The sequence below is a fragment of the Neobacillus sp. GCM10023253 genome (assembly GCF_042653105.1).
Lineage (GTDB): Bacteria > Bacillota > Bacilli > Bacillales > Cytobacillaceae > Neobacillus > Neobacillus citreus.
Window position 1 is genome coordinate 14,932 of record NZ_JBHSHV010000004.1, and the last position, 25,461, is coordinate 40,392.

Sequence of the window (25,461 nt, forward strand, 5' to 3'; positions counted from 1 at the left end):
TTCATTAGAATGATGATGGAGTTAATGAATATGTCTGATGCCTGATAATTTAATTGAAAAGGACTTTTGCTTTTCATCCTTTAAATAAAGGACTTGTTCTTTTAAATTAACACCGCAAACTTTACCTTTCAGTATCTTCAAAATTCCATTTGTATCATAATCAATAGTAATCATGCGATTGTTAGTAAACTGTCTTAGAAACATGGATATCCTCCTTTTAATTTGCAATGGTTTAACCATGTTTTCATTTTAGATTGGGTATATTAAATCAGTATAAATAAAATGTAAAAGATCCTTATTTTTAGTGCTAATTTTTTAAGGGGTGTTCAAGTGAATTTACTTGACATCCCTTTTTCTTATGCCTGTTTAATCCTCCCTGGGCGGTTCAAATGAACGAAATTAGTAAAATCGTAATAGTTAAATAGTTACCATTTTTTTCATGTATCTTTTACGAAAGCACAATACGTGTTTAATAAATTGAGAGTAGTATTTAGTTGTATGTTACAAACAAATAAACAAACAAAGGGAGTGAGAAAAGTGTTAAAGAAATTAAAGAAAAAGAAAAGGCTGGTTGCTGCGGCAACATTAAGTACCATGCTATTAGGCTCAGCTGGTGCATACGCTTCTCAAAACGGTGCTTTTGGCAGCAATCTAGTAGGTGTACAAGCTGATGGTTCTGTACAGACACCAGTCAACCAATTAATTACACCAGCAGGAAAGCAAATCGAGTTTGGGGGTAACCCTATGACCGTTGCTGTTCATCCAAATGGAAAGACTGCAGTAACAATCGTTGGCCGCAACAATTACGGGGGAACTGGAATCAATGTCATCGATCTTGCAAGCGGAGTTATGAAAGCCCAGGATATCAGCTTAGGACTTTCCAGTATGTGGGGCTTGGCTTATTCAAAAGATGGAAACCAGCTCTATGCAACTGGTACGTCAGGCAGTACTGGTAAGGTTGTCGTTTTGAGCGTTGGACAAGATGGCACTCCAAAAGTCCAAAAATCTATCAACCTTCCAGCAGCATCTGTTGGCGGTAAAATCAACCCGCTTGATATTACTGTGGCGCCAGACGGTAAGCTTCTGGTTGCTTTAAACCGTGACAACAGCCTTGGCGTCATCGATCCGGTAACAGGTGCATTAACCAAAGTGGCCGTCGAAAATGCTCCTACAAGCGTATTAGTTGATGGTAACTTCGCTTATGTTACCAACCAAGGCGGCCGCAAAGCTCAACCTGGCGACATTACGGTTGACTCTTCTGGAACTCCAGTTGTTACAGATAAAACAGGTGCCACTACGACGGGAACGGTTTCTGTGGTTGACCTTTCGACAAATACAGTGGTTAAAAATATTACAGTTGGCGTACAGCCTGAACGGATGACACAGTCAGGACAGTACATATTTGTAACCAACACAAATAATGACACAGTTTCAGTTATTGACTCAAAGACAAATGATGTGGTCCAGACAATTGACATTAAACCATATCCAAATGCGCCAAAAGGTTCAGCGCCAAACGCTGTTAAAATGGTGGATGGCAAGTTAATGGTCAGCCTTGGCCGTGACAATGCCATTGCGGTCTATGACTGGCAGAGTCCAGATAAGACACCTGAATTACAAGGACTTTTACCAACAGCATGGTTCCCAGTCGATATCGCAGTCGATTCAGTCAATAAAAATCTTGTCGTTGCCAATGCCGATGGGATTGGTTCACGCGGGCCAACACGTAATTTAAACATCCAGGGAATTACCGTAAACGGTCACTCTTCTTATGCGCAGAAAGGGTCACTTTCCTTGATTCCATTCCCGACTGCAGAGGCCTTAGCAAAGGGAACAGACCAAGTATACAAAAACAATAACTGGTATGGCTTAAAGGATCTTAACGCGAAGCCGCGCGAGAATAAAAAGCCTGTTGCGATGCCTGAGCGTATCGGTGAGCCTTCAACGATTAAACACGTATTCTATATAATCAAAGAAAACCGGACATATGACCAAGTATTTGGTGATCTTGGAAAAGGAAACGGTGAACCAGCTTTAACGCAGTTCCCGGAAAAAGTGACTCCTAATTTTCATAAACTGGCTACTACGTTCCCGCTTTTGGACAATACTTATGTTGGCGGTATCCAGTCAGCAAGCGGACATCAATGGGTAATGCAAGGAACCAACAATGATTACGAGGATAAAGAAACAGATGCTGCAAACGTACGAAGCTATCCTGGTGGTGCTGGGGATGCGATGGCATATGCACCTACAGGCCATTTATGGGATCAGGCCCTTAAACATGGCAAGACTGTAGAAAACTTTGGGGAGGATACTACTGCTTTTACCGGAACGCTGCCACAAGGCTCCTGGACTGATTGGTATAATGATTATTTAATTCTTTCCGGCCAAAAGCAAGGTGATCTTCATGTTCCGATTGGAAACTATGAGGCAAAGACGGATATTCCTTCACTTGAACCAATTACACATAAACCGTTCCCAACATTTGACATGGGCATACCAGACCAATATCGTTTTGAAATTTTCAAACAACAGTTTGAACAACACGTTAAGAATAAAGATTTACCAGCACTTACGACAATGTGGATAACGAATGACCATACCAATGGACTCGCTTCGGGCTTCCCTACACCTCAAGCGATGGTTGCAGATAATGACTTGGCAGTAGGTAAAATTGTTGACTTGATTTCTCACAGCCCTTACTGGAAAGACTCTGTCATAATCGTTACAGAAGATGACGCCCAAAACGGTTTAGATCACGTTGACGGACATCGTCAGCCTGCATTTGTCATCAGCCCTTGGGTTAAGAGGGGAATTACTAACAGCCACTATTGGACTGTCATCAATATGGTTCGCAGTATTGAGCAGATTCTTGGGATTCCTCCAATGAACCAAAATGACGCAGCTGCTGAGCCAATGAGTGAACTCTTTACGGACAAGCCGGACTTTACGCCATACGAATTTGTGCCAAACCAAATCCCGCTTGACACGTTAAACGGGACACCTGAAGCCAATACGGTAGTGCTTGCTAACACAACCAATGTTACACCGGAGGCACAGGAACTTTCGAAAAAATGGACACAGTGGTCCAACAAGAACAAAGATAAGTTAACCGGCAAACATGCAGTACCGGATGAAATTAACGCAAATATGCAAAACCATGCCGTTTGGTATGCGACCGAAGGCTTTGATAAGCCATATCCAGGTGAGAAAAAAGCTCTTGCACCAGAAGAGGTCGAGAAGCAGCCTGAAAGCTTTGCTCCGTCTGAAACTGACAATGATTAATAGTAGCAATCTACTGTTTTCATAGGGAATTGCTTTGAAAAAACAGTTAGTAACACGACAATGGCTATCTGTAAAGATAGCTATTGTTGTTTAAGACAAGCCATGAGCTAGTAAAGAAACAGCCTAATTATCATATAAGAGGGGGAGAGGTTCGGGTCATTGCCCGGATACAACTGATATGAAACGATTGATAAATGAATCGATGAAACGCGCCATTCTCATACTAACTTCAATCATTCTGATCCTTGTGTGGGGTGGAATGTCTGCGTGGCAGATCCAGCGGGATTACTTACCGGAAATTAACAATTCTACCTTGTCGGTTACTGTTCGAGCCGATCATTACCAAGCAGAACAGGTAAAGGTGATGATAACGGAGCCAATTGGGCAGGCAGTACGGGTCGTGGAAGGCCTTGACGATGTGGAGACAAACTCCTTTAACGGCGGGGCATTGATCAGTTTAAACTTTCCGATGAGTTATGATATGAAGCAGGCTGAGGAGCAGGTTTCAAAAGCCTTAGAAAATATCAAACTGCCTGCTGCTGTTGATAAACCGCTAGTAACACGTCTTAGCACCCATTCCATGCCGATTATAAGAATAAGTCTGATGAATTCTTCGGCAAACATAACAGAAAATACGCTCCGAACCGCGATTCAAGAGGATTTTGTCAATCGACTGAAATCAGTCCCGGGGGTAAAGGATGTACGAGTATCCGGTGGAGGTACGGCCGGATATGCTATTAACCTCCGGATGGAAGATATGCGAAAAGCGGGGTTAACAGTAGATAACGTAAAAAAATCTCTCGAAGAAAACTATACAACTGGAATAGAAGGCAAGGTAACAAATAACCAGGTTTCCATTCCTGTCCAAGTTTCAGGCTGGGGATTAAGTCAACAAGATCTGCTGCAGCTGCCGATTCATAATTCGGATGGTAAAACCGTTCCACTTTCAGAAGTAGCCGATATTTCCAACTCCATTGTTAATCTGGAGACCGTTTCACGAACGAACGGGCAACCTAGTGTACTTTTAGATGTTTTAAAGACTCCTTCTTCCAATATTACGGATGTATCTGACCGAATAAAGAGCAAAATCCAAGATATTCCTGCATTAAAAAATAAAGATGTACAAGCTTCCATTCTTTTTGATCAAGGCGAACAGGTGAAGGCGTCTTTAAAAGGTCTTATAAAAGAGGGGTTATTAGGCTGCTTATTTTCGATGATTTGTGTGTTTCTATTTTTCCGTAAAGTGCGTTCAACTTTATTAATTGCCCTATCCCTGCCAATTTGTCTATTGGCAACGACCGGTTTATTAAAAACGATGGGAATCAGTCTCAATATTCTCACAGTTTCGGGGTTAATTGTTGCTATGGGCCGGGTAGTTGATGACTCAATCGTTATCCTTGATAATATGAACCGAAAAGTAAACGAGGCACAAGGCAAATCCAGTATTCAACTGTTAACTAATGCCGTTTGTGAAATGATTCCTGCAATTGTTTCATCAACAGCGACCACCATTGCTGTCTATGTACCGATTGCCCTAATTGGCGGCTTGGTGAGTGCAGCTTTTTCAGGATTTGCCTGGTCTGTGGTAATTGCGTTGATCATTTCACTATTAGTTTCCATCTTGGTTGTTCCGGTTCTTTACAACTTATTTTGGACCGGAAAACCGATTTCCGGCGGTGTTAATGTAGAACCATTTGCTAATAAAGCTTTAACCTGGGCGTTTCGACGGAAGAAAAAAGTAGTAGCAGCTTTTGTTGGCTTATTTCTATTAACTTCGGTGGGAGCCGCTTTCCTTCCGGTAAATTTTTTACCGACAGCAGGTAAAAATGGCCAAGTCGTTGTACAAGTACAATTGCCTCTAAATACTTCCTTAACAGAAGTTGACGCCGAGGTGAGAAGATTGGAAACCCTATTGGCGCAAAATCCTAAGGTGGACTCCTATTCTTCCGGCTTAGGTTCATCCTTTACCCCTCAATCGGATGACGTATTTGATGCTGGCGGTGGATGGCTTCAAAAACCGAACATTGCTAATTTGTCCATAAAGGTAAAGGAAGGAACTGACGTCGATAACTTTATTGCGAGTTTACAGAAACAATTAAATGCTTTTACAAGCAAAGCTGTTTACGCTGTTTCCAATCAGAATATCGCAGGCGATGATTCCCAATTAAAAATTAATCTTACTGGATCAGATAGTCAGACACTTGAAACAATGGCTCAAACGGTGAGAAATGAGCTTAAACTTATTCCGGGGCTGTCAGTACAAGGGGCTGCGGATAATGACGATCAACAAACCCAGTATCAGATTAATCTTAATCGTAAGGCAATCGAGTATTATGGCATTAAACGTGAGGATGTTTTAAATCGAATTCAGCAATATACGGCTGAGGGGACAAAAGGGTTCATCTCGATTAATCAAAATACCTTCCCAATTGTCATTCATTCAGATATACAAAAAGACAGTTCAAAAGATATTTTTGCTTTGATGGCCGGAGAAACTTTTTTAAGTAAGGACGGTCAAAACGTGACATTGGATCAGCTCGCTTTATTAGAGCCAACGGGTTCATCGGTGATTCAAGTGAAGGATGGACAACCATATGCAGTTATCACTGCAAATATTATTTCTACTGACATTGGGAAAGTGACGAAACAAGTAAAAAATGCTCTTAAGAAAGTTCCGCTGCCTGAGGGAATCGGGTATTCCTTCGCTGGTGCACCGCAGCAGGTATATCAAATGATTTATGAAATGGCAATCGCGCTATTCTTTTCCATTTTGCTTGTTCTCGTAATCATCAGTGCTGTTTTTCGGGGATGGAGAGCCCCCCTATCCGTTTTAATCTGTATTCCGTTAGCATTTATCGGATCTGTCATTGGAATGTTTATTTTTAGGCTTGAATGGAATCTTGCAGCATTAGTTGGGTTATTGATGTTAACCGGAATAGTCGTTACAAATGGGATTGTCCTTGTTGATAAAATTGAGAGAAATCTTTCTGCTGGATTGGAACCGAAGCCAGCCATTTTAAAGGGAACTGCGACCAGGGTAAGACCAGTTTTAATGACAGCTGGAACGACTATTTTAACATTGCTCCCTTTAGCTGTATCAGGTAAGGGGGACACGATCATTTCACAAACACTTGGCGTTGTCGTTGTTGGAGGCATGGTCAGTTCCACGCTTATTTGTCTCTTGGTTATACCTATCATGTATGAATGGATGAGTGGGAGAGTCAACAAAAGGAAGGCTAAGCAACACTCGCAGATTTCAGCGTAAAGTGGAAGTTATTCTTAAAGCCACCTTATAGGGAATTTTATTTCGTAATTTTATAATTGGGTTTTACAAAAGCTTTACAACCAATTACTAAACCTTTACATTCAATTAAAACTACCTTAATACTTTTGGACTATCTTTATATGTGTAAGGCAAATAAATATAATCAAACTTCCTGAGGAGGAACCAACGCAATGAAAAGCTTGAAAAAATTAAGCCTTCTTACATTATTTGCAGCATTAATGGTCATCATGGCAGCTTGTGGAGGCAGTGCTTCAACAGATAAGAAAGAAGAAAATACTAGCAAGGAAAAACCTAAAACTGAAGAAGTGAAAGAACTTTCCGGTTCATTAGTTATTTCTGGTTCATCTGCGATGCAGCCATTAGTAGCAGCGGCAGCTGAAGAATTCATGGCAAAAAATCCAAAAGTTGATATTCAAGTAAATGCCGGCGGATCTGGTACAGGCTTATCTCAAGTATCTGAAGGATCTGTTCAAATTGGTAACTCTGACGTTTTTGCTGAAGAAAAAATTCCTGATAAAGCAAGCGAACTTAAAGACCATAAAGTAGCTGTTGTTGGTATGACTGCTGCTGTTAACCCTAAAGTTGGTATTAAAGATATTAAAAAAGATGACTTAATCAAAGTTTTCACTGGTAAAATCACAAACTGGAAAGAACTTGGCGGGAAAGATCAAAAGATCGTTCTTGTAAACCGTCCTGACTCTTCAGGTACTCGTGCTATTTTCAACAAGTTTGCTCTTGACGGCGCAACACCTGCTGAAGGCGTGACTGAGGATTCTTCAAACACTGTTAAAAAGATTATTAGCGAAACAGACGGTGCTATTGGTTACCTTGCATTCTCTTACTTCACTGATGATACTGTAACTCCACTTGCAATCGATGGCGTTGAAGCAACTGCAGAAAACGTTCAATCTGGTAAATTCCCAGTGTGGGCATACCAGCACTCATATACTAAAGGTGAGCCAACTGAAATTGCAAAAGCATTCCTTGATTACCTAATGAGTGATGATGTTCAAACAACTTTATTGAAAGAACAAGGTTACCTTCCTGTAACGAAAATGAAAGTAGAACGTGACGCTGAAGGAAAACAAAAAAATCTATAATATTAAAAAAAGGTAAGTGCGGTAGCATTTACCTTTTTTTAATATCAAATGAACTAAAGAAGCATCGGGGGGATGATTTTCCAACGATGCTTCTTTTTTAAGTATTAGCTGGCTTCACCTTCGACGATGGTCTTCTGATGATTTACTGAATACTTAGGAAGAATCCCAGGCTTTACTTCCTGATGTGGTTTACCAAGTGCATAGCCTTGACCGTAATGGACTCCTTGTTCACGTATGAAATGCAGTTCCTCCGTTCTCTCTATTCCTTCTGCAATTATCTCCGTAGAAGATTGTTTTGCGTATTCAATAATTAATTTTACCAATTGCTGCTGCTCGATATTTTGATCAATGTTTTGAATTAATGATCGATCTAGCTTAATAAACTCAGGCTTTAAATAGATTAATGTTTTAAGACTATTGTACCCGGAACCCACATCATCAATGGCAATTCGATATCCTTGGGAACGATAATTGGAAAGGACCTTTTCAAACAGTTCAAAATCAGTAACAGCACTTCTCTCTGTTAATTCAAAGACAACCTGATTTGGTTCGATGCCAAGCTCGGTTAAAAGCTGAAGTGTTTCGCCGCTATGATAATTGGAATCTAATAAAACATGAGGGTGGATATTAATAAATAGTAATGAGGTTCTTTGTCGGACACTCCCTTTTAAGCGATTAATAAAACGTTTAAGAGAAATATTTCTACAAAAACACTCAAATAAAAACACTTGATTCGATTGTCCAACAAATTCATAAAACGTATCGGTGTTTGGAAATAGATTCGTAACAGGGGGACGATTTAATGCTTCATATCCTATCGTTTCTCCTGACTGTAACTTAAGAATTGGTTGAAAGAATGTATCTAATGTATTATTTTTCATTATTTTTTGTAATTCCTTCAATCTTTTATAATACAAAACCTCCTTCATTCTTCTGTTATTTAAGTGCTTGAAATAAGAATAAAAGATACTACGCTTAAATGTCGAAAATAAATGGCTGGTTTCTTGAATATCCATGTTGGGTGCACCTGCTTTAAGTAAGATTATATTTAATTTACAATTGTTAACATTTAGATGGACCTGAAAAAACTCCGGGAATCAGTAGATTACCGGAGTAAGATTTTAATCAGCATCTTTACCTGTTTATTTTTTCAAGTTTTCAAGTGAAGGCAGTCCAGAAATATACCCAACTCCACCAGTACGATTAATACCAATTTCTTTCTCCATGGCATTTATTAATTCAGTCCTATCAACTGCCGTGATATTCTTAGCATCTAATTCATCACCAGGATGTTGGAAATTGCTCATAATATAAGAGTGACCTTTTAGATTATCTGCTGCAAATAAACCGGTTGATTCAGCCCCAGCTGGTACTGATAAAACTCTTGATAATTCCTTCGTATCAACATTATAGGCCCATACGAAGTTATTAGTATGCATTCCGCTGTCTTCCCCTATAAACAATGTTCTTAATGCTTCGGAATAGCTTAGATTATCAGTATTGGCCACTGAATTCACATCTGCTGTATTTCCAAATGCATCTGCAGATGGCATGTCCTTCCCGGCAATAAGCCCAGACATTTTAGCCGCTGCATACTCACTGTTTATTTTTTGCCCTTCACTGTCTTTTTGCCCAGATGTTAAATCCAATTGATACGTAACACCTGATTTAATTTTTGGAAGATGGATATCATCAACTGGATCCGCGGAGTTTGCCTCCATACCTTTGCTTTGGTCGGAAATCGAAATGTATACTTTCTTGTCCTTTTCGTTTAGAGTTACGCCTTCCATTTTGTTAAATTCAGCTGTAGCTCCAAGCATTGCTGCATAACGGCGGGACTCTAAGAACGCAGCAGCCTTTTCCATACCAGGCTTCAATTTCAAGTATTCCGTTTTTCCGTATGAATATTGCTTAATGGCTTTAAAGCCTTCTTTTGGTACATCGGATGTTTCGAAAATATCACTGAATTTAACCCCGCTGTCGATGATGGCTTTGACTTCTTTATCAGTTGAATGACCGAGTTTAATCCATTCTAAGTCTCCAGTACCGCCATTCTCAGTTCCTGTTTGATGGAATTTAGCCGCATATAGTGTTCCAGCAGAAAGATCCTTCGCTTTATCTGCTACATACATAAACAACGTCGTATAGGATCCGTCATCTCCGAAGAAGGCAGTACGCTTATCCGGCATCATCTTCATTACTTCGTGCGAGAAACGGCCGGCACTATAATGTTTTTCGACCGAAGTAGAACCATCCTTGTTTACAGTAATTTCAGGAATGAATCCATAGAAATATGGATTTGCCTTTAAAGCATCCCCGAAATAAAGCTTTGCAAAGCTTTCTACCTGAGTTCTGGCATAAGACGTTGAATCCAATTCAAAACTGCGGGCATCCGGCTCATATTCTTCAGAACCTAAATGGGTATTCCAAGGTGATAGGGATCCATTACATGGAATCCAAAGACCATTTACGCTCGAAAAATCAATCTTCTTTACCTCTTTCGTTGTTAGTTCACCGGTTTTATTATTTTGGTCAAGAGTTGTCAGGGACATGGATGCAGGAACAATTCCATAAGCGGATTTGCCAGCAGCATCAATTGTTTGGTATTCATAATGGGTGACCATGTATTGTTTTCCCGCAATTGGCTTTAATAAACTATTAGAATCAGGAGCATCGGATACATAGTACGTTGGATTCCCTTCTACACTAGTATCCATGATCGGATTTCCGTTTACATCAATCGGAGTACCAGCAGGAATCAGCTCGCCTTTATTGATAGCCACTTTATCTTCAGATTTAAATAGTTTCTTATAAGTAAGCGGGAAGTTCTTTACTTCACCATTGCTGTATTTTACATCTACTGTTGCTTCTGTGTACGTCTTAACCATTTTATCAATAGTAGTAGGTGCTGGCATTCCATTAAACTTAACAGAATCAATTGTTACTTGATTATTGGATGCAGCTGCCGCTGGTGTTAAGGCAGGAATTGTTAATGATAGAGCAAGAGCTATGGTAGGATATTTCTTTCCAAAGTACATCTTTTTCATTAGGATGACCCTCCTCGTATAATAGAAAAATTAAACTCTCCTATTCAATTAAACAAAATACTTGTTAAGTGCGTATTAGAGTTTTGTTAAGGGAATGAAAAGATTAGGTTAAAACCTTATCTCAAATGGAGCCAAAGAAAAAAACAGTTCAGGAAAGTGAACTGTTTCTTCAATAATAAACAACAATTATTTTTTAAGTTCAATAATAAATTCGCTTCCTTCACCAGGAGCACTTATTACACTGATTTGACCATGATGGGCTTCGATTAAATGTTTAACGATGGCCAGGCCAAGACCTGTGCCGCCGGAGTTCCTGCTCCTGGCACGGTCGACGCGGTAAAACCGCTCAAAAATACGGGGGATCTCTTCTTTTTTAATTCCTATGCCTGTATCTTTAACATGAACACGGACAGTTTCACCATGCTCGAGAAGGATTACCCCAACATTCCCATTGCTTGGTGTATAGGTAATGGCATTGCCAATTAAATTGATAAACACTTGTTTCAGCCGATCTACATCCCCATGTATTTGTACACGGTCCTCTGGACAAAGAAGCTCGAGGCTAATGGTCTTTTCCTCAGCCTTCCCTTGGAGGAGTGTAATAACGTCTTCAAGCAATTTAAATAAATCGATTTTCTGTATGTTTAACTTGAAGCCTTGCTGCTCTATTTTCGAAAGGTCTAAAAGGTCTTGTATGAGTGATTGGAGCCGTTCACTTTCTTTTAAAATAATGGACAGGAACGATTCTAACGTCTCTTGATTGTTCATCGCACCATCCAACAAAGTTTCAGTAAAACCTTTAATCGATGTAATCGGGGTTTTTAATTCATGTGAAACATTTGCGACAAAATCCTTTCGCATTTGCTCAAGCTTTTTAATTTCTGTAATATCGTGAAAGACGAGCAAAACACCTTTCCAAACATGATTAGTTCCAATAATCGGCACGCCGTATACAACAAAATATCTTCTTTCAATTAATAATGGAATGAGTAATTGTTTACTTACCTTTTGTTCTATCCGAAAAACTTCGGTCACTAAATCACGAATTTCTTCTTGATCGATGACTTCGTAATAAAGCTTATTTAAATAATCGGCTTGGCTTACTTGAAAAATATCAATAAATCCTCTATTTATTAAATTAATGTATCCCTTGCTATCAATTAGGACCAAACCCGCTCCCATATTTTCAATCAATACCTTAAGCTGCTCCTGCTGCATTTCTTGGGATTTAACGAGTTCTTGAAGGTTCTGGGCAAGTCTATTAAGGGATCTGCCTAACATGCCTGTTTCGTCCAGCCGTTTTACGTTTGTTCTTGCCCGGTAATTTCCTTTGGCAAGTTCAATAGCGACATCTGTTGCTTCAACAATTGGTTTTGTAAACTTTGAGATAATTCTTATTCCAAGAAAAATAATGACCACTACGGCAATGACAAGGAATAAGGCAATGCCCCATATGATGTTCATTTTTAGGCCATCGCTCATTGATTCTATGTAGAAGCTTTTAAGCAGCTCACCAAGCAATATTCCTAAACAAACTAATACGAAACTGATCAGGGTAATTAATGCCATTACTAATCTTGTCCTAAAAATGGTCATTCGTCTTTATGCTCCTCAAGTTTATAGCCCAGTCCACGTAACGTTTTAATATAAACTGGCCGCTTTGTATCCTCTTCTATTTTTTCTCTTAAATGCGAGATGTTTACATCGACAATTCTAGTATCCCCTACAAAGTCATAATTCCAAACAGCACTGAGCAGCTGTTCCCGTGTTAACACTCGACCCTTATTTTGGGCTAGAAATAGAAGCAATTCAAATTCCTTTAATGTTAAATATAGCGGTCTTTTCTGAAGGTAGGCTTCATATCGTTCAGGATGGATGACTAAGTTACCAATTACTATTTCCTGTTGCTCCTCATTAGTCTTTTCAGAAGATTGCTCCGCTTGGGCCTGGATTCTTCTTAAGATCGCTTTTACTCTGGCAATTACTTCTCGCGGGCTGAATGGCTTTACCATATAATCATCGGCGCCAAGCTCAAGACCTAATATGGTATCGAATACATCATCTTTTGCTGTCAACATGATAATAGGAGTCTTGATGTTTTCCAGACGAAGCTGTTTGCATACTTCCATTCCATCTAATTTTGGAAGCATTACATCTAAAACGATAATATCCGGTGACTCCTGTTCCGCTAACAGTTTTCCTTCTTCACCATCCATCGCAGTTATAACTTCAAAACCAGCCTGCTCCAAATTATATTGAAGAAGCGTCACAATAGACTGTTCATCATCTACAACAAGTACTTTAGTTTTCATAATACACCCCCATTCAAGAATACATACAAATTGTTAATCCTTTATTAGGGGAATGTAAATCTAAAGTAAAGACAATGTAAATCTTTGAGACGTGGGGACGGTTCTTCTGCCTCAATATCTAAAAGCGAGTAAATAACAACAAAGAAAAAGTAAGCCTCAGCTTACCCTTTATCCAAAAGCGCCCTTACATTGAGTTATTAGTCTTCAGAAAATCCTCCACTGCTTTAGTCAAACTCATCGCTTCAGCCGAGTTATTATTTGAACCAAGCAGCTTGGTAATCTCCCGATGTGTTAATGAATGGGTTACAAATATATCTGCTGAATTGCCGGCGCTTTTTGTTTTTTCTATAAAATCAAAAACGCTATTTCTGTTTTGGGTAACCAACAACATGGGCGGCAAGTGTTGATTAACAGCATTAGCAGCAGGGGATGCCTCCATCCATGCGTTACGATCATATCCAAAAACCTCTTTATATTGCTCATTTTTAGGGAGAAACTTCACTAAGTCGATTGGTCCATCCAGGTTCACTATGGATTGTACCGTGTTTGCTGGTATCCCTGCATGCTGCAAATAGCTATGATCCGTACCGATGAGCATGACCAAATGTCCGCCTGCAGAGTGCCCCATCAAATTTAACCGTTGTTTATCTATATGATATTGGTCAGCCCTGTCGTAAACCCATTTCACCGCGGTAGAGATATCATTCGCCATGTCATTGTACGTTGCATTAGGGTGGAGCCGGTAATTAACGGATATGAATACATACCCCCTGTTTGTGTAAAAAGAGGGCTTATCCGAGACATTAGATTTATCCCCGCGCATCCAGCCGCCGCCATGGATATAAATGATAACCGGGTGATTTATGCTCTCTTTACCACTTGGTGTATAAATGTCTAATGTTTGCTTCACATCCGCACCATAATGAAGGTTCATATGTTTCAATTCTTGCCCATTGATAGATTGAGTAAAGGACATTGTTATAACCAAAGTAACGGACAATAGAAATAGTCTGAAAAGCATTGGCTTCATCTCTTTCTTCTTTTTAAAAAATAGATTGCCCTAATTATTGGTAAAACTATTCAAGGTTTGTTTAGATTATATGAGGGATAAATGGATTTGCTAAATGCATGATTTGTGCGGTTTAATATCAATATAAAGAATGTTGAATTGTTTTAAATAGGCGGGGATTAGAGTGGAGCACCATATTGATCATTTGCTCATGCATTATGGCTATTTTGGCATCATTATCGCATTAATAGGCGGCATCATCGGACTTCCAATACCCGATGAGGTTCTCTTAACTTATCTTGGTTATAACATCTACGAAGGAAAAATAGTTTACTTTAACTCATTGGTCTGCGCTTTCGTCGGTGCAGCCGGAGGAATTTCGCTAAGCTACTTGATTGGATATAAATTCGGGTTGCCTCTGTTATTGAAGTACGGTCCAAAAATACATATTACCGAAATCAAAATCAATCGAACCAGAAGGCTTTTTAAAAAATTTGGACCGCCTCTTTTATTGGTCGGCTACTTCATTCCAGGAATCCGCCACCTGGTAGCCTACGTGGCTGCAATAAATAGATATCCATTTAAAAAATTTACCGTTTATGCTTATAGCGGTGCACTATTGTGGACCTTTACATTCATTACATTAGGAAAAAAACTTGGGCAGGACTGGATCTTGGTTGAGAGATATTTATCTAAATACAGTATTTACATTATTTTGTTGGCACTCATCCTGTGCGTTGTTTTTTATTTTTATTGGCGGAAAAGAGGGATGGTCGGAAAGGTGTAAGGCGGGGCAGGGGGCTTAAACTCCTGCTCTTTTTAATTGTTAAAAAACATCCAATTGGAAGGAAATAGAATTCGAGATTCAGAATATATAAATAAAGGGCAATGGCCCTATTTTTAGAGAGGAGGAATTTTCAATGTCTAAAAAGGTACTGATTTTAGCAGGGGACGCTGTAGAAGCGCTGGAAGTCTATTATCCATATTTTCGCTGCTTGGAAGAAGGGTTTGAGGTGCAAATCGCAGCTCCTTCGAAAAAGAAGCTACAGACGGTCGTTCATGATTTTATCGGCTGGGATACTTATACGGAAAGCAAAGGATACTTAATCGAAGCCCAAACTGCTTTTGAGGATGTAAATCCTGAGGAATTTGACGGGCTGATTATTCCAGGGGGAAGGGCGCCGGAATACATCCGCTTAAATGAGAATGTGCCGCGAATCGTTGCCCATTTCTTTGAGGCAAACAAACCAGTCGGTGCCATTTGCCATGCTAGTCTCGTGCTAACAACTGTACGCAAGTATATGGAAGGACGCGAGTTAACTGCCTATATTGCCTGCAAACCAGATGTGGAAGCGGCAGGAGCGACTTATATTGAAAACCATCTCCATGTTCAAGGAAATCTCGTTTCCGGCCATGCCTGGCCAGACCTGCCTGGCTTTATGAGGGAATTTATTAATCAATTAAACCAAAATAAATAACAATTTAGGCAGGAGCGCAGCAATGCTCCTGCTTTTTTAAAAATAAGTGTATTTTCTGAACCTTCGAACAACTGTATTGACAAAAACATAGAGGGCATATATGCTAGTCGCAAGCATGGACAAATGCCAGCAGGTGGAATTAGGGAGATTTTTAAAAGGAGGTACTTATATGTGGATTGAACCGAATGAATTGCCAGTCAACAGGGTTCAGTATTTAGATGAAAACGGAAAGCTGACAATCGGGGCGCCTGAGGTAAGTGATGACGAGTTAATTTCGATGTACAAATGGATGGTGCAAGCAAGAGTATTTGACCAAAGAGCCTTAAAGTTTCAGAGGCAGGGGAGAATTGGTACATATGCACCGTTAAGCGGGCAGGAAGCGGCGCAAGTTGGCAGCGCTTTCGCACTGGAAAATCAGGATTGGATTTATCCAAGCTATCGGGAAGGGGCGGCCCTTTTTGTTCACGGATTCCCAATGAAAAACTTTTTCCTTTATACGATGGGGCATTTAAAGGGAACGGATGCCGAAGGGGCCAATGTTTTTCCAGTACAAATTATCATCGGTGCGCAGTGCCTTCATGCTGTAGGCGGGGCCTGGGCAGGGAAATACCAAGGTGAAAACAGTGTCAGTGTGACCTATATCGGTGACGGCGGCACCTCCGAAGGTGATTTCCACGAGGCCCTCAACTTTGCCGGTGTTTACAATCTTCCGATGGTCTTTTTCGTTCAGAATAACCAGTGGGCCATCAGTGTTCCGAGATCAAAACAAACGGCGAGCGGAACGATTGCCCAAAAGGCGGTTGCCTATGGAATCACCGGAATTCAGGTGGATGGCAACGATGTCCTGGCGGTCTATACGACAATGAAGCAGGCGTTAGAGAGGGCGCGCAGCGGACAGCCTGTATTAGTTGAAGCTGTTACATACAGACAGGGCCCGCATACCACTGCGGATGACCCGACAAAATACCGAAATAAAAGCGATGTGGAAGATTGGCTCGCCAAGGACCCGCTGAAACGAATAAAGGCGTTTTTGCTTGAAAAAGGAATCTGGAATGAAGAGTTGGAGCAGAGAGAATTTGAATTAGCGGAACAAAAGGTCACTGAGGCCTTTGAACTGGCTGCAAATACTCTTAAAAGTAAAGTGGAAGATATATTTGAAATTGTTTATGAGAAAAAGACCAGCCAGCTTACTGAGCAGCAGCAATCTGTTTCATCAGAGGGGGTTTTGAAATAATGACCGCGATGACAATGATAGAGGCAATTAATTTTACCTTAAAGAAGGAAATGGAGAGAGACCCGAGAGTCATTTGCTTGGGAGAGGATATTGGAAAAAACGGCGGTGTGTTCCGGGCAACTGACGGTCTGCAGGCTATTTTTGGAGAAGATCGGGTAGTAGATACGCCAATTGCGGAATCGGCAATCGTCGGCACGGCAGTCGGCATGGCAGCAAGGGGCTTGCGCCCGGTGGCGGAGATCCAATTCTTCGGGTTTATTTATGAAGCGATGGACCAAATGGCAGCACAGGCAGCGAGACTTCGCTTCCGGTCTGGCGGGGTGCTGGGTGCGCCAATGGTTGTCCGTGCACCGTATGGCGGGGGAGTCAAGACTCCGGAGCTGCATTCTGATAGTTTAGAAGGTTTATTTTTGCATTCACCGGGGCTGAAAGTGGTAATGCCAAGTTCCCCTTATGATGCCAAGGGGCTGTTAACAGCGGCTATCCGCGATAATGACCCTGTTTTATTTTTGGAGCCGATGAAGTTATACCGTGCTTTCAAGCAGGAAGTGCCGGAAGAGGATTACATCATTGAGATTGGCAAAGCCAAGGTTGTAAAAGATGGCGAAGACCTAACGGTAATTACGTGGGGACAGACGGTGCCGCTCGTAAGCAAGGTAGTTGAACAGTGGGAGCAGGAGCAGCCTGTTTCGATTGAGATTATTGACCTGCGGACGGTGTCGCCGATAGACGAGGATACCATCATTGCTTCCGTGCAAAAAACAGGACGGGCCATGATTGTTCATGAGGCGGTGAAAACCGGAGGACCGGGTGCTGAAATTTCCGCAATGATTAACGAAAAGGCGTTGTTCCATCTGTCGGCGCCAATTGTGCGGGTTACAAGCTTTGACACGCCATATCCGGTGCCATCAGTGGAAGAAGACTGGCTTCCAAATGCAGACAGAATCAGCCAAGGGATTAGAGAGGTATTAGCACATTAATTTTTCAAAAATGGGAGTGGCATAAAAATATGGCTTATGAATTCCGTCTTCCTGATATTGGCGAAGGCTTACACGAAGCAGAGATTTTGACATGGTTTAAGGCAGCCGGTGACTATGTAAGGGAAAATGAGAACATCGTAGAGGTGCAAACCGATAAGGCTGTGGTGGAAATTTCATCACCAGTCGGGGGAGTAGTACAATCCATCGGCGCGGAAGTCGGCGAGGTTGTTAAGGTCGGCGAAGTTTTATTCACAGTTCTTGAGGACGTAAAGGCTGGAGCGGGAGTGCTGGTGTCAGCTAGTAAAACGTCAGGACAACATGAATCCATCCAACAAGGCTCAAACGGGATCAATACATTACAACGAGAATCCACACAATTTGAACACACGAAACAAGTCTCCACACAAACCAATTCATTTACTCAACATAATTTACAGCAAAATTCAGTAGGTATTTCACCAAAGAAACGCGTCATTGCGGCACCGTCTGTCAGAAAACTGGCAAGGGAACTTGGTATCGATATTACCGAGGTTGTGCCAACAGGAAAAGGCGGAAAAGTGACGGAAGAGGACGTCAGGAACTTTAAGACGCTTGCGGAGAAGGAGGCAGCGGCGACTGTTGCGGCATTTGAGTTGCAGGAGGCAGCGGCAGTATCTGCGCCGCCTAAGGAATCTCCGTCAGAACGAGAAGCAGCAGTAAGGCTGGAAGAAGAAGTAAGAGAGCCAATCCGGGGCTTAAGAAAAAAAATCTATCAAAACATGAAACTATCAAAATCCACAGCCATCCATTGCAGCGGGATGGACGAGGTCGTTGTCACCAAGCTGGTTGAACTAAAAAAACAGCTGGAGCCGCATGCCGAAAGCGCTGGAGTCAAGCTTACATACCTTCCGTTTTTCGTGAAGGCCGCCGCCAAGGCACTGAGCCGGCACCCTATCTTTAACGCAACGGTAGACGATGAGAAGCTTGAAATTATCTATAAGAAAAACATCCATATTGGGGTTGCTGTGGCCACGGATGACGGCTTGCTCGTCCCGGTCATCAAACATGCTGACCAAAAGACGATTTTGGAAATAGCAGCGGAGCTTCAAGATCTATCAAAGCGGGCGAGAGAAAGAAAATTAAAACCACATGAGCTTTCGGGCAGTACATTTACAATTTCGAGTACAGGAGGAAATGGCGGCTGGTTTGCCACTCCAATCATCAACTATCCAGAAGTCGCCATATTGGGTGTCCACAGCATCAAGAAAAAACCAATCGTTCAGGACGAGCAAATCGTCATCGGTCAAGTCATGGGCATGTCCATAACCTTCGACCACCGCGTCATCGACGGTGCCCCTGCCAACGCCTTCATGGAAGAAATCGGCACCCTCATCGGAAACCCGGAACTATTCATCCTGGAAGGGCGATAATTTGATAGGGTGAATTAATATGGAGTCAGGCACCGCGCGCAGACATTTGTCCGCCGTGGTTGGATAGTTTGTGAATTTGTGAATTTGTGAATTTATGAGTTTGTTAGGGGGGGCTAGGTTGTGTGGCTGTATGATGAGTTGTTAAGGATTGTTGGGGATGCTGAGCGGGTTAGTGTGAATGGGGCGGTGTTGGAGCAGCATAGCAAGGGGATTTCGTACCACTCGCCGCGGATGCCTGATGTGGTGGTTTTCCCGGTTTCTAAGGAAGAGGTCAGCCGTATCATGCGGTTTGCAAATGAAAATAAGGTTGCGGTTGTTCCCTTTGGGGCGGGATCGAGCCTTGAGGGGCATATCATCCCTTTAAACGGCGGCATTAGTCTTGATTTTACGTTGATGAATGAAATTATCTCCGTTCGCCCTGATGATTTTATTGTCACGGTTCAGCCGGGGGTTACGAGAAATCAGCTAAACCAAGCGTTGAAAAAGTATGGACTCTTCTTTCCGGTCGATCCGGGGGCAGATGCGACGATAGGCGGCATGACGGCTACCAACGCGAGCGGGACGAATACAGTTAAGTATGGAGTCATGCGGGACCAGGTTCTCGGACTGGAGCTAGTCCTGGCAGACGGTTCCTCCATTCGCACTGGAGGATATTCGTATAAATCATCAGCAGGATACAACTTAACCGGTTTATTTGTCGGCTCGGAAGGAACACTGGGAGTATTTACAGAGATTATCCTGAAGCTGCAAGGCATCCCTGAGACCACCATTGATATCAAAGCAACATTCCCATCGATTGAAGCAGCGGGAATAGCGGCCACTGTACTTCTAAAAGCCGGCCTGCCGATTGGGAAGATTGAACTCGTTGATCAAAAAACAATCCAAGCCGTTAATGCCTTTAAAAACACATCATATCGGGAGGAACCGACGCTGTTTATGGAATTTAGCGGCAGTGAACCGGAAGTCACCAACAGCCTCGAAATCGTCCAAGAAATTATCAAGGATGAGCAATGTGTCACCTTTGAATTCGAAAATGATTCCATTAAAAGAGCACAGCTCTGGGAGGCGCGCCACCAGGCTGCTCTGGCCATCATCGCCGCGAATCCTGGTAAGGGGCATATGGTAACGGATGTATGCGTACCGTTATCGGAGCTTTCCGATGCCTTACAATATACTAGAAAAATTGTTGACCAGTATGGAATTGATGCTGTCATTTTCGGCCATGTTGGCGATGGGAATTACCATGCCGTTTTTTCGGTGGACACGCAGGATGAAGAACACATGAAGCAGGTCGAGGAGGTTCATACGCAAATCGTTCAGTATGCCCTGTCCAAAGGAGGAACCTGTACAGGTGAGCACGGGATTGGCCTCGGCAAGAAGAAATTCCTTCAAGAGGAACATGGGGACACTCTGTCCATTATGAAGGGAATAAAAACAATGGTTGACCCTAACAATATCTTAAATCCAGGGAAGATTTTCGACAATGTGCCTTTGTCAGCTCCATTTGAACTTAAGTAAAATATGTATTGACAAATTAAAATTTTTATGTTATAATAAAATATTATGCAATTGACACGTATTGATAGAGGGCTTACTATTAACTCCTAGCGAATTTTTTTGCTGGGGGTTTTTTCTTTTTTAAAAGAAGGGGGAATTGATTTGGAAAAAACAAAGGAAAGTTTGACCGCGTTAGTAAGCTGCTTTGCCAGAGGCTATCATGCAGCTGCATCAAGCCAGCCAATTTTTCAAGACAATATGGCCAATGCCCTTTTGCTTGAGGAGGAAAAGCAATTGATTGGCGCCAATTGGGCCAACGCCATTGCCTTCTTTGATCCAGGTACAAAATTGACTGCCTTTGAGGAAAAATTAGCCTGGGTCATGAATAATCAGACGGTTCCGCAATTGGTCAGCAGGGCAAGATATGCAGAGGATGCGCTAATGGCAGCGATTGAACGTGGTGTTCGGCAATATGTGATTTTAGGTGCCGGATTTGATACCTTTTCGTTAAGGCAGTTGGATTTACCCGAAGATTTCACCATCTATGAAGTCGACCATCCCGCAACCCAAGCCTTTAAACAAAATCGGCTTCAAGAACTAGGCATGGACTTGCCAGCCAACGTAAAATTTGTCCCCGTAGATTTTAAACACAATTCACTTCAAAACGAACTCAAAAAATACGGCTATGATCCGCAAAAATTAAGCTTTTTTAGTTTGCTTGGTGTGGTGATGTACCTCGAGAAAAAAGACTTTTTTCAACTTTTGTCGACCATTTCGGGGATGTCTGTAAATGGAACTTCTTTCGTATTCGATTACCTAGATGCTGCTGCGTTTGATGACCAGTTTGCCTCCAAAAGACTGATTCAGATGCGGCAAATTACCGCACAAACGGGAGAACCAATGAAAACAGGCTTTGACCCGTTGGAACTGGACCTCGAACTGCAGAATTGTAACATGCTCGTGTATGAAAACCTGGCTCCTGCTAATATCGAAGATTTATATTTTTCCAACAGGGAAGATAGTCTCCACGCCTTTGACCATTTTCACTTTGCGCATCTGGCTGTGCATAAATAACTGGCGGCAAATTAATATTTCAGGAATGCCAGCATACATTTTTATTGATACCAATTTTTAGCTGTAGGAGGCATTCATGGATATTATCGTTAGGCGTGGGGACTCGTTATGGTACTACAGCCAATTGTTTCATCTAGATTTACAGCTTATCTTGGATTCAAATCGGGACATTGACCCCGATAAAATTTCCGTCGGACAGCGAATTAGAATTCCTGGCTTTGTTGCACAGGACTACCAGGTCCAGGAGGGTGATTCCTTATGGGCGATTGCCCGCCATCGGAATCTGGGTGTGGATGCATTATTACTCGTTAATCAACATATTAACCCGAACCAGCTGCAGATTGGGCAAATGATAAAAACGCCGTTGAGAATCACTTGGAGATTGGTTCAAGGAAAGCAGAATTACGATTTCATCCGGTTGGCGAAGGATATCGGACGGCTACAGAATGTGTATCCATTTTTGCAGCTGAACACGATCGGGAAATCAGTTCTCGGAAACGAGTTATCTGAGCTGCGTATAGGAAAGGGTTCAAAGAGAATTCATTATAATGCTTCCTTTCATGCCAACGAGTGGATTACGACAGCGGTGTTAATGACGTTTTTAAACGATTACCTGTTGTCGCTGACTAATCAAAATCCGATTCGCGGTCTTGAGATGTCCAGATTGTATCAGCAAACCGCTTTATCGGTGGTGCCTATGGTCAATCCGGATGGGGTTAATCTCGTTTTGCATGGACCGCCTGAAAATCCTGAGTGGAAAAATAGAGTCGTCGAATTCAACAAAGGAAGCACGGATTTTTCCGGCTGGAAAGCGAATATCCGGGGTGTCGATTTGAATGATCAGTTCCCGGCACGCTGGGAGCTGGAACGGGCACGGAATCCAAAAGAGCCGGGCCCGCGCGATTATGGCGGCGAGAAGCCGTTGTCAGAACCGGAAGCTATCGCAATGGCAGACTTAACCCGGAACCGCGATTATGCCAGAGTCTTTGCCTTCCATACCCAGGGCGAGGAAATCTATTGGGGCTTTGAGAACATGGAACCACCGGTATCCGAGGGGATGGTCAATGAGTTAAGCAGGGTAAGCGGGTATAAACCTGTTAAAACCCTCGAGAGCTATGCCGGCTACAAAGACTGGTTCATTCAGGATTGGCAGCGGCCAGGCTTCACGGTCGAACTTGGCCACGGGGTGAACCCGCTGCCCCTTTCGCAATTTGATGAAATTTATGAGAAGGCTTTGGGGATCTTTTTGGCGGGGTTGTATCTTTGAATTCTGGGGGCGGCCATGTTGGGATGGCTGCCTGTTTTTTATTTTTAATTGGATAAAGGCCAGAAATGTTCGAGTGGAAGAGGGAATGTCAATTGAAGATTTCTAATGGACAAACCAGTCGAGTGGAAGAGAGGAAACGTCCAATAGAAGATGTCTAATGGACAAATCTGTCGAGTGGAAGAGAGGAAATGTCCAATAGAAGATGTCTAATGGACAAACCAGTCGAATGGAGGAAAGGAAATGTCCAATAGAAGATGTCTAATGGACAAACCAGTCGAGTAGAAGAGAGGAAATGTCCAATAGAAGATGTCTAATGGACAAACCAGTCGAGTGGAAGAGAGGAAATGTCCAATAGAAGATGTCTAATGGACAAACCAGTCGAGTGGAGGAGAGGAAATGTCCAATAAAAGCCTATCTAAATGAAAAATTGCTGCTTGAGACAATAAAAATGTCTATTAATAATCTTTAAAAAACAAAATCCCCAAAAAAGGGGATCGATGTCTTATAAATAGCTATAGCTACCTTTTCAATAAAAGTGGAAAATTAATATCGTTTCTATTGTTGTTTATGCACAAAATAGACCCATCTTCGCTCCCCAACAATATTAAAATGGTTACACAGAATCCTGTGTACTCTTTTTCTATCCACACCCCCACCACACCACTCAAACACCAAATTAGTAGTAACCTTGAAATCCGGAAATAGCAGCCGCAGTTCCTCCACATGCCGCAGCACCGCCGACTCAACTTTTTCCTCGTGCCCACAATCACCGCAAACACACCGCTGGCCATTAACCGAAACCTGAAATGAGCAGCAAATCCCGCATGTGAGCCCTTTCCGCATCTTGCCATATTCATAGTCAGGCAATTTGGCATAGGGGTTTTCTGCTAGATGCAGGGATAATAATTTTTCTAAGAGTTTCCGATGTTTGCTATTCAGAGCAGCCGGGGCCGCTTCTAATTTCCGCATATAAGTATTAAGTTGAGTTGGAAAAATGATTGGTACCTTTAGAGGAGCTTGGTAAAGGGTGAATTCGGGGTTCACGTGGACAACTTTCCCTATAACAGTGAATTTAAAGCCAAGCTTTTCAAGCAATTGGCGAAACATAGACTCGCAATTTTCCAATTGGACTAAGGGGTCTTTGCGTTCCTTTCCATTAGAATCATAGAACTTACCATCTTGATAAAAAAAATCCCCTCTAAAATTTTTAACTTCATTCAACGAGATAATATCTTGAAAAATAATCAATGAATCGATTTGGAACGTAGTGCCATTTAATTCAAACAGTAAATCGTTTAACACATAGCAGTTGCATTGAAGCTTGTCCGTTAAAGACTGAAAAAACAACTCACCTTCAAAGCCGCTTTTCAATTTTTGGTAATTCCACCTATCGTCTGGCAGTAACTCCATCCTCGTATTTAGAAAATGGTAAATTTTAAATCTCTTCGATTCAGCGAGCGGTTTTAAATTCACATCCGACCACATCCTTTTCTAAAAATAAACTCCAAGTCCATTTTAAACGGAATCGGCCTGCCCCACTGCCTCAAGAAATGAATACTTTGTTAACCTTCTAAAAATATCGACAATTACAAAGGTCAGATATTGTTGTTTAAGTTAATTAAACGTTTGAATAGTATAGTACCTCTTTTAATTAAACGATTGATTTGTATAACATAAAGAAAGGAAACTCCTGTAAATGCAAGATTTTCCCCCATTCCGATATTTAATTAAACGATTGAATAGTAAAGCACAATAGCCTTTCCGCTTTAATCAAACGTTTGAATAGTATAGTACAATTAAAAACGCTTGGATTTTTATCCAAGCGTTTCTTTCCGTTATTAAATATTAAAGCTCTTCGTATTTCGTCCGGTTTGGAATGTGTTGTTCTCCTGCTATGTTTTGCATAAATTTAAGTCTTGGAACGAACCGGTGCACAACTAGAGCAGATATGATACTAAGGATAGCAGCGACCAAAACGTCCCCTGGATAATGAACCCCTACCCATATCCGCGAAAACCCTACAAGCACAGCCAACAGGATCCACAAGAAACTCCAGCCTCTCCTGAAAAGCCAGAACGTTACGCATAGGGAGAAAAATATCATCGTATGGTCGCTAGGGAAGGAATTGTCGACTGCTTTCTCGATAAGTTTATTGACGTTGGACAGTTCAGCGAAGGGTTGATTATTGGAGTGGAGCATTCCTGCCAGTTTTCCTAGACCTTCTGCCATTAACAAGGTGAATACCGAGCAAATGACCATCACTTTATTTTTTCGACCGCCTGTAAACAAATACAACACTAAAGCCAGTATTAACACATACAGCGTGTATTCAGCGATAGCCATAATGGGAGGATTCAAAAAGTCGTATTGTTTCCCCAAATTATTAATCATTCGAAACACATTAATATTAATTTCCATAATAGACATGCTAAATTATAACCTCCGAATCTACCAGATAAAGGGATTATACTATAAAGTTAGTG

At 41.7% G+C, this 25,461-nt stretch carries 19 protein-coding genes; 11 read left to right on the forward strand and 8 right to left on the reverse strand.

Annotated features, from left to right (window positions below):
* Positions 1-21: 21 nt before the first annotated feature.
* On the reverse strand, positions 22-204 hold the full coding sequence (locus ACFPA1_RS07165; protein WP_213148171.1) for a hypothetical protein: 183 nt from the start codon (positions 202-204) through the stop codon (positions 22-24).
* Between the two features lie 333 nt (positions 205-537).
* Between ACFPA1_RS07165 and ACFPA1_RS07170 the strand changes: the two genes are divergently transcribed.
* The 3 genes from ACFPA1_RS07170 to ACFPA1_RS07180 all read left to right on the forward strand — a co-directional run bounded on the left by ACFPA1_RS07170 (position 538) and on the right by ACFPA1_RS07180 (position 7,671).
* Positions 538-3,285 carry an alkaline phosphatase family protein gene (locus ACFPA1_RS07170; protein WP_378581872.1) on the forward strand — a complete coding sequence of 916 codons (2,748 nt, stop codon included), beginning with the start codon at positions 538-540 and terminating at the stop codon, positions 3,283-3,285.
* A gap of 178 nt (positions 3,286-3,463) precedes the next feature.
* Entirely contained in the window at positions 3,464-6,550 is a 3,087-nt protein-coding gene (locus ACFPA1_RS07175; protein ID WP_378581873.1) for an efflux RND transporter permease subunit, read from the forward strand.
* Between the two features lie 191 nt (positions 6,551-6,741).
* The gene (locus ACFPA1_RS07180; protein WP_213148168.1) at positions 6,742-7,671 is read left to right on the forward strand and encodes a phosphate ABC transporter substrate-binding protein; all 930 of its coding nucleotides are present in this window, start codon (positions 6,742-6,744) and stop codon (positions 7,669-7,671) included.
* Positions 7,672-7,775: 104 nt separating this feature from the next.
* Here ACFPA1_RS07180 and ACFPA1_RS07185 read toward each other — a convergent pair whose 3' ends face one another.
* From ACFPA1_RS07185 to ACFPA1_RS07205, 5 genes are all read right to left on the reverse strand, one after another.
* On the reverse strand, positions 7,776-8,687 hold the full coding sequence (locus tag ACFPA1_RS07185; protein ID WP_213148167.1) for an EAL domain-containing protein: 912 nt from the start codon (positions 8,685-8,687) through the stop codon (positions 7,776-7,778).
* Between the two features lie 126 nt (positions 8,688-8,813).
* Positions 8,814-10,718 carry a PhoX family protein gene (locus ACFPA1_RS07190; protein WP_378581874.1) on the reverse strand — a complete coding sequence of 635 codons (1,905 nt, stop codon included), beginning with the start codon at positions 10,716-10,718 and terminating at the stop codon, positions 8,814-8,816.
* Between the two features lie 186 nt (positions 10,719-10,904).
* Positions 10,905-12,314: a two-component system histidine kinase PnpS gene (gene pnpS, locus ACFPA1_RS07195; RefSeq protein WP_378581875.1), complete on the reverse strand. Its 1,410-nt coding sequence runs from the start codon at positions 12,312-12,314 to the stop codon at positions 10,905-10,907.
* Entirely contained in the window at positions 12,311-13,030 is a 720-nt protein-coding gene (locus tag ACFPA1_RS07200; protein ID WP_213148165.1) for a response regulator transcription factor, read from the reverse strand. The genes pnpS and ACFPA1_RS07200 overlap by 4 nt, the downstream gene beginning before the upstream one ends.
* 184 nt (positions 13,031-13,214) lie before the next feature.
* Complete coding sequence (locus ACFPA1_RS07205; RefSeq protein ID WP_241114081.1) at positions 13,215-14,051, reverse strand: alpha/beta hydrolase; 837 nt, start codon at positions 14,049-14,051, stop codon at positions 13,215-13,217.
* Positions 14,052-14,223: 172 nt separating this feature from the next.
* On the opposite strand from ACFPA1_RS07205, the gene ACFPA1_RS07210 reads away from it, so the two are divergent.
* The 8 genes from ACFPA1_RS07210 (at position 14,224) to ACFPA1_RS07245 (ending at position 22,978) form a co-directional block, all read left to right on the forward strand.
* Entirely contained in the window at positions 14,224-14,826 is a 603-nt protein-coding gene (locus ACFPA1_RS07210) for a DedA family protein (protein WP_378581876.1), read from the forward strand.
* Between the two features lie 133 nt (positions 14,827-14,959).
* The gene (locus ACFPA1_RS07215) at positions 14,960-15,517 is read left to right on the forward strand and encodes a DJ-1/PfpI family protein (RefSeq protein ID WP_213148163.1); all 558 of its coding nucleotides are present in this window, start codon (positions 14,960-14,962) and stop codon (positions 15,515-15,517) included.
* Positions 15,518-15,686: 169 nt separating this feature from the next.
* The gene (gene pdhA / locus ACFPA1_RS07220) at positions 15,687-16,751 is read left to right on the forward strand and encodes a pyruvate dehydrogenase (acetyl-transferring) E1 component subunit alpha (RefSeq protein ID WP_378581877.1); all 1,065 of its coding nucleotides are present in this window, start codon (positions 15,687-15,689) and stop codon (positions 16,749-16,751) included.
* Positions 16,751-17,731, forward strand: a complete 981-nt coding sequence (locus ACFPA1_RS07225; protein WP_213148161.1) for an alpha-ketoacid dehydrogenase subunit beta — start codon at positions 16,751-16,753, stop codon at positions 17,729-17,731. Before pdhA ends, ACFPA1_RS07225 begins: the two co-directional genes overlap by 1 nt.
* Before the next feature lie 29 nt (positions 17,732-17,760).
* Positions 17,761-19,140 (forward strand): dihydrolipoamide acetyltransferase family protein, encoded by a 1,380-nt coding sequence (locus ACFPA1_RS07230; protein ID WP_378581878.1) that lies wholly within the window; start codon positions 17,761-17,763, stop codon positions 19,138-19,140.
* Between the two features lie 120 nt (positions 19,141-19,260).
* Positions 19,261-20,658 (forward strand): FAD-binding oxidoreductase, encoded by a 1,398-nt coding sequence (locus ACFPA1_RS07235; RefSeq protein ID WP_213148159.1) that lies wholly within the window; start codon positions 19,261-19,263, stop codon positions 20,656-20,658.
* A gap of 141 nt (positions 20,659-20,799) precedes the next feature.
* On the forward strand, positions 20,800-21,711 hold the full coding sequence (locus ACFPA1_RS07240) for a class I SAM-dependent methyltransferase (protein WP_378581879.1): 912 nt from the start codon (positions 20,800-20,802) through the stop codon (positions 21,709-21,711).
* A 76-nt stretch (positions 21,712-21,787) separates the two neighbouring features.
* Positions 21,788-22,978: a M14 family metallopeptidase gene (locus ACFPA1_RS07245; RefSeq protein WP_378581880.1), complete on the forward strand. Its 1,191-nt coding sequence runs from the start codon at positions 21,788-21,790 to the stop codon at positions 22,976-22,978.
* Positions 22,979-23,533: 555 nt separating this feature from the next.
* Here the strand turns inward: ACFPA1_RS07245 and ACFPA1_RS07250 are convergent.
* Both ACFPA1_RS07250 and ACFPA1_RS07255 read right to left on the reverse strand, forming a co-directional pair.
* On the reverse strand, positions 23,534-24,451 hold the full coding sequence (locus ACFPA1_RS07250; protein ID WP_378581881.1) for a nuclease-related domain-containing protein: 918 nt from the start codon (positions 24,449-24,451) through the stop codon (positions 23,534-23,536).
* 372 nt (positions 24,452-24,823) lie between these two features.
* A complete protein-coding gene (locus tag ACFPA1_RS07255) occupies positions 24,824-25,405 on the reverse strand; it encodes an undecaprenyl-diphosphatase (protein WP_213148155.1) in 582 nt (193 codons plus the stop codon).
* Positions 25,406-25,461 lie beyond the last annotated feature (56 nt).

Excerpts from the sequence above, each read along its gene's own strand:
- pnpS (WP_378581875.1), bottom strand. The coding sequence starts at position 12,314 with ATGACCATTTTTAGGACAAGATTAGTAATGGCATTAATTACCCTGATC.
- ACFPA1_RS07190 (WP_378581874.1), bottom strand. The coding sequence starts at position 10,718 with ATGAAAAAGATGTACTTTGGAAAGAAATATCCTACCATAGCTCTTGCT.
- ACFPA1_RS07225 (WP_213148161.1), top strand. The coding sequence starts at position 16,751 with ATGACCGCGATGACAATGATAGAGGCAATTAATTTTACCTTAAAGAAG.
- ACFPA1_RS07230 (WP_378581878.1), top strand. The coding sequence starts at position 17,761 with ATGGCTTATGAATTCCGTCTTCCTGATATTGGCGAAGGCTTACACGAA.
- ACFPA1_RS07245 (WP_378581880.1), top strand. The coding sequence starts at position 21,788 with ATGGATATTATCGTTAGGCGTGGGGACTCGTTATGGTACTACAGCCAA.
- ACFPA1_RS07205 (WP_241114081.1), bottom strand. The coding sequence starts at position 14,051 with ATGCTTTTCAGACTATTTCTATTGTCCGTTACTTTGGTTATAACAATG.
- ACFPA1_RS07255 (WP_213148155.1), bottom strand. The coding sequence starts at position 25,405 with ATGTCTATTATGGAAATTAATATTAATGTGTTTCGAATGATTAATAAT.
- ACFPA1_RS07165 (WP_213148171.1), bottom strand. The coding sequence starts at position 204 with ATGTTTCTAAGACAGTTTACTAACAATCGCATGATTACTATTGATTAT.
- pdhA (WP_378581877.1), top strand. The coding sequence starts at position 15,687 with ATGTGGATTGAACCGAATGAATTGCCAGTCAACAGGGTTCAGTATTTA.
- ACFPA1_RS07185 (WP_213148167.1), bottom strand. The coding sequence starts at position 8,687 with ATGGATATTCAAGAAACCAGCCATTTATTTTCGACATTTAAGCGTAGT.
- ACFPA1_RS07215 (WP_213148163.1), top strand. The coding sequence starts at position 14,960 with ATGTCTAAAAAGGTACTGATTTTAGCAGGGGACGCTGTAGAAGCGCTG.
- ACFPA1_RS07175 (WP_378581873.1), top strand. The coding sequence starts at position 3,464 with ATGAAACGATTGATAAATGAATCGATGAAACGCGCCATTCTCATACTA.
- ACFPA1_RS07200 (WP_213148165.1), bottom strand. The coding sequence starts at position 13,030 with ATGAAAACTAAAGTACTTGTTGTAGATGATGAACAGTCTATTGTGACG.
- ACFPA1_RS07180 (WP_213148168.1), top strand. The coding sequence starts at position 6,742 with ATGAAAAGCTTGAAAAAATTAAGCCTTCTTACATTATTTGCAGCATTA.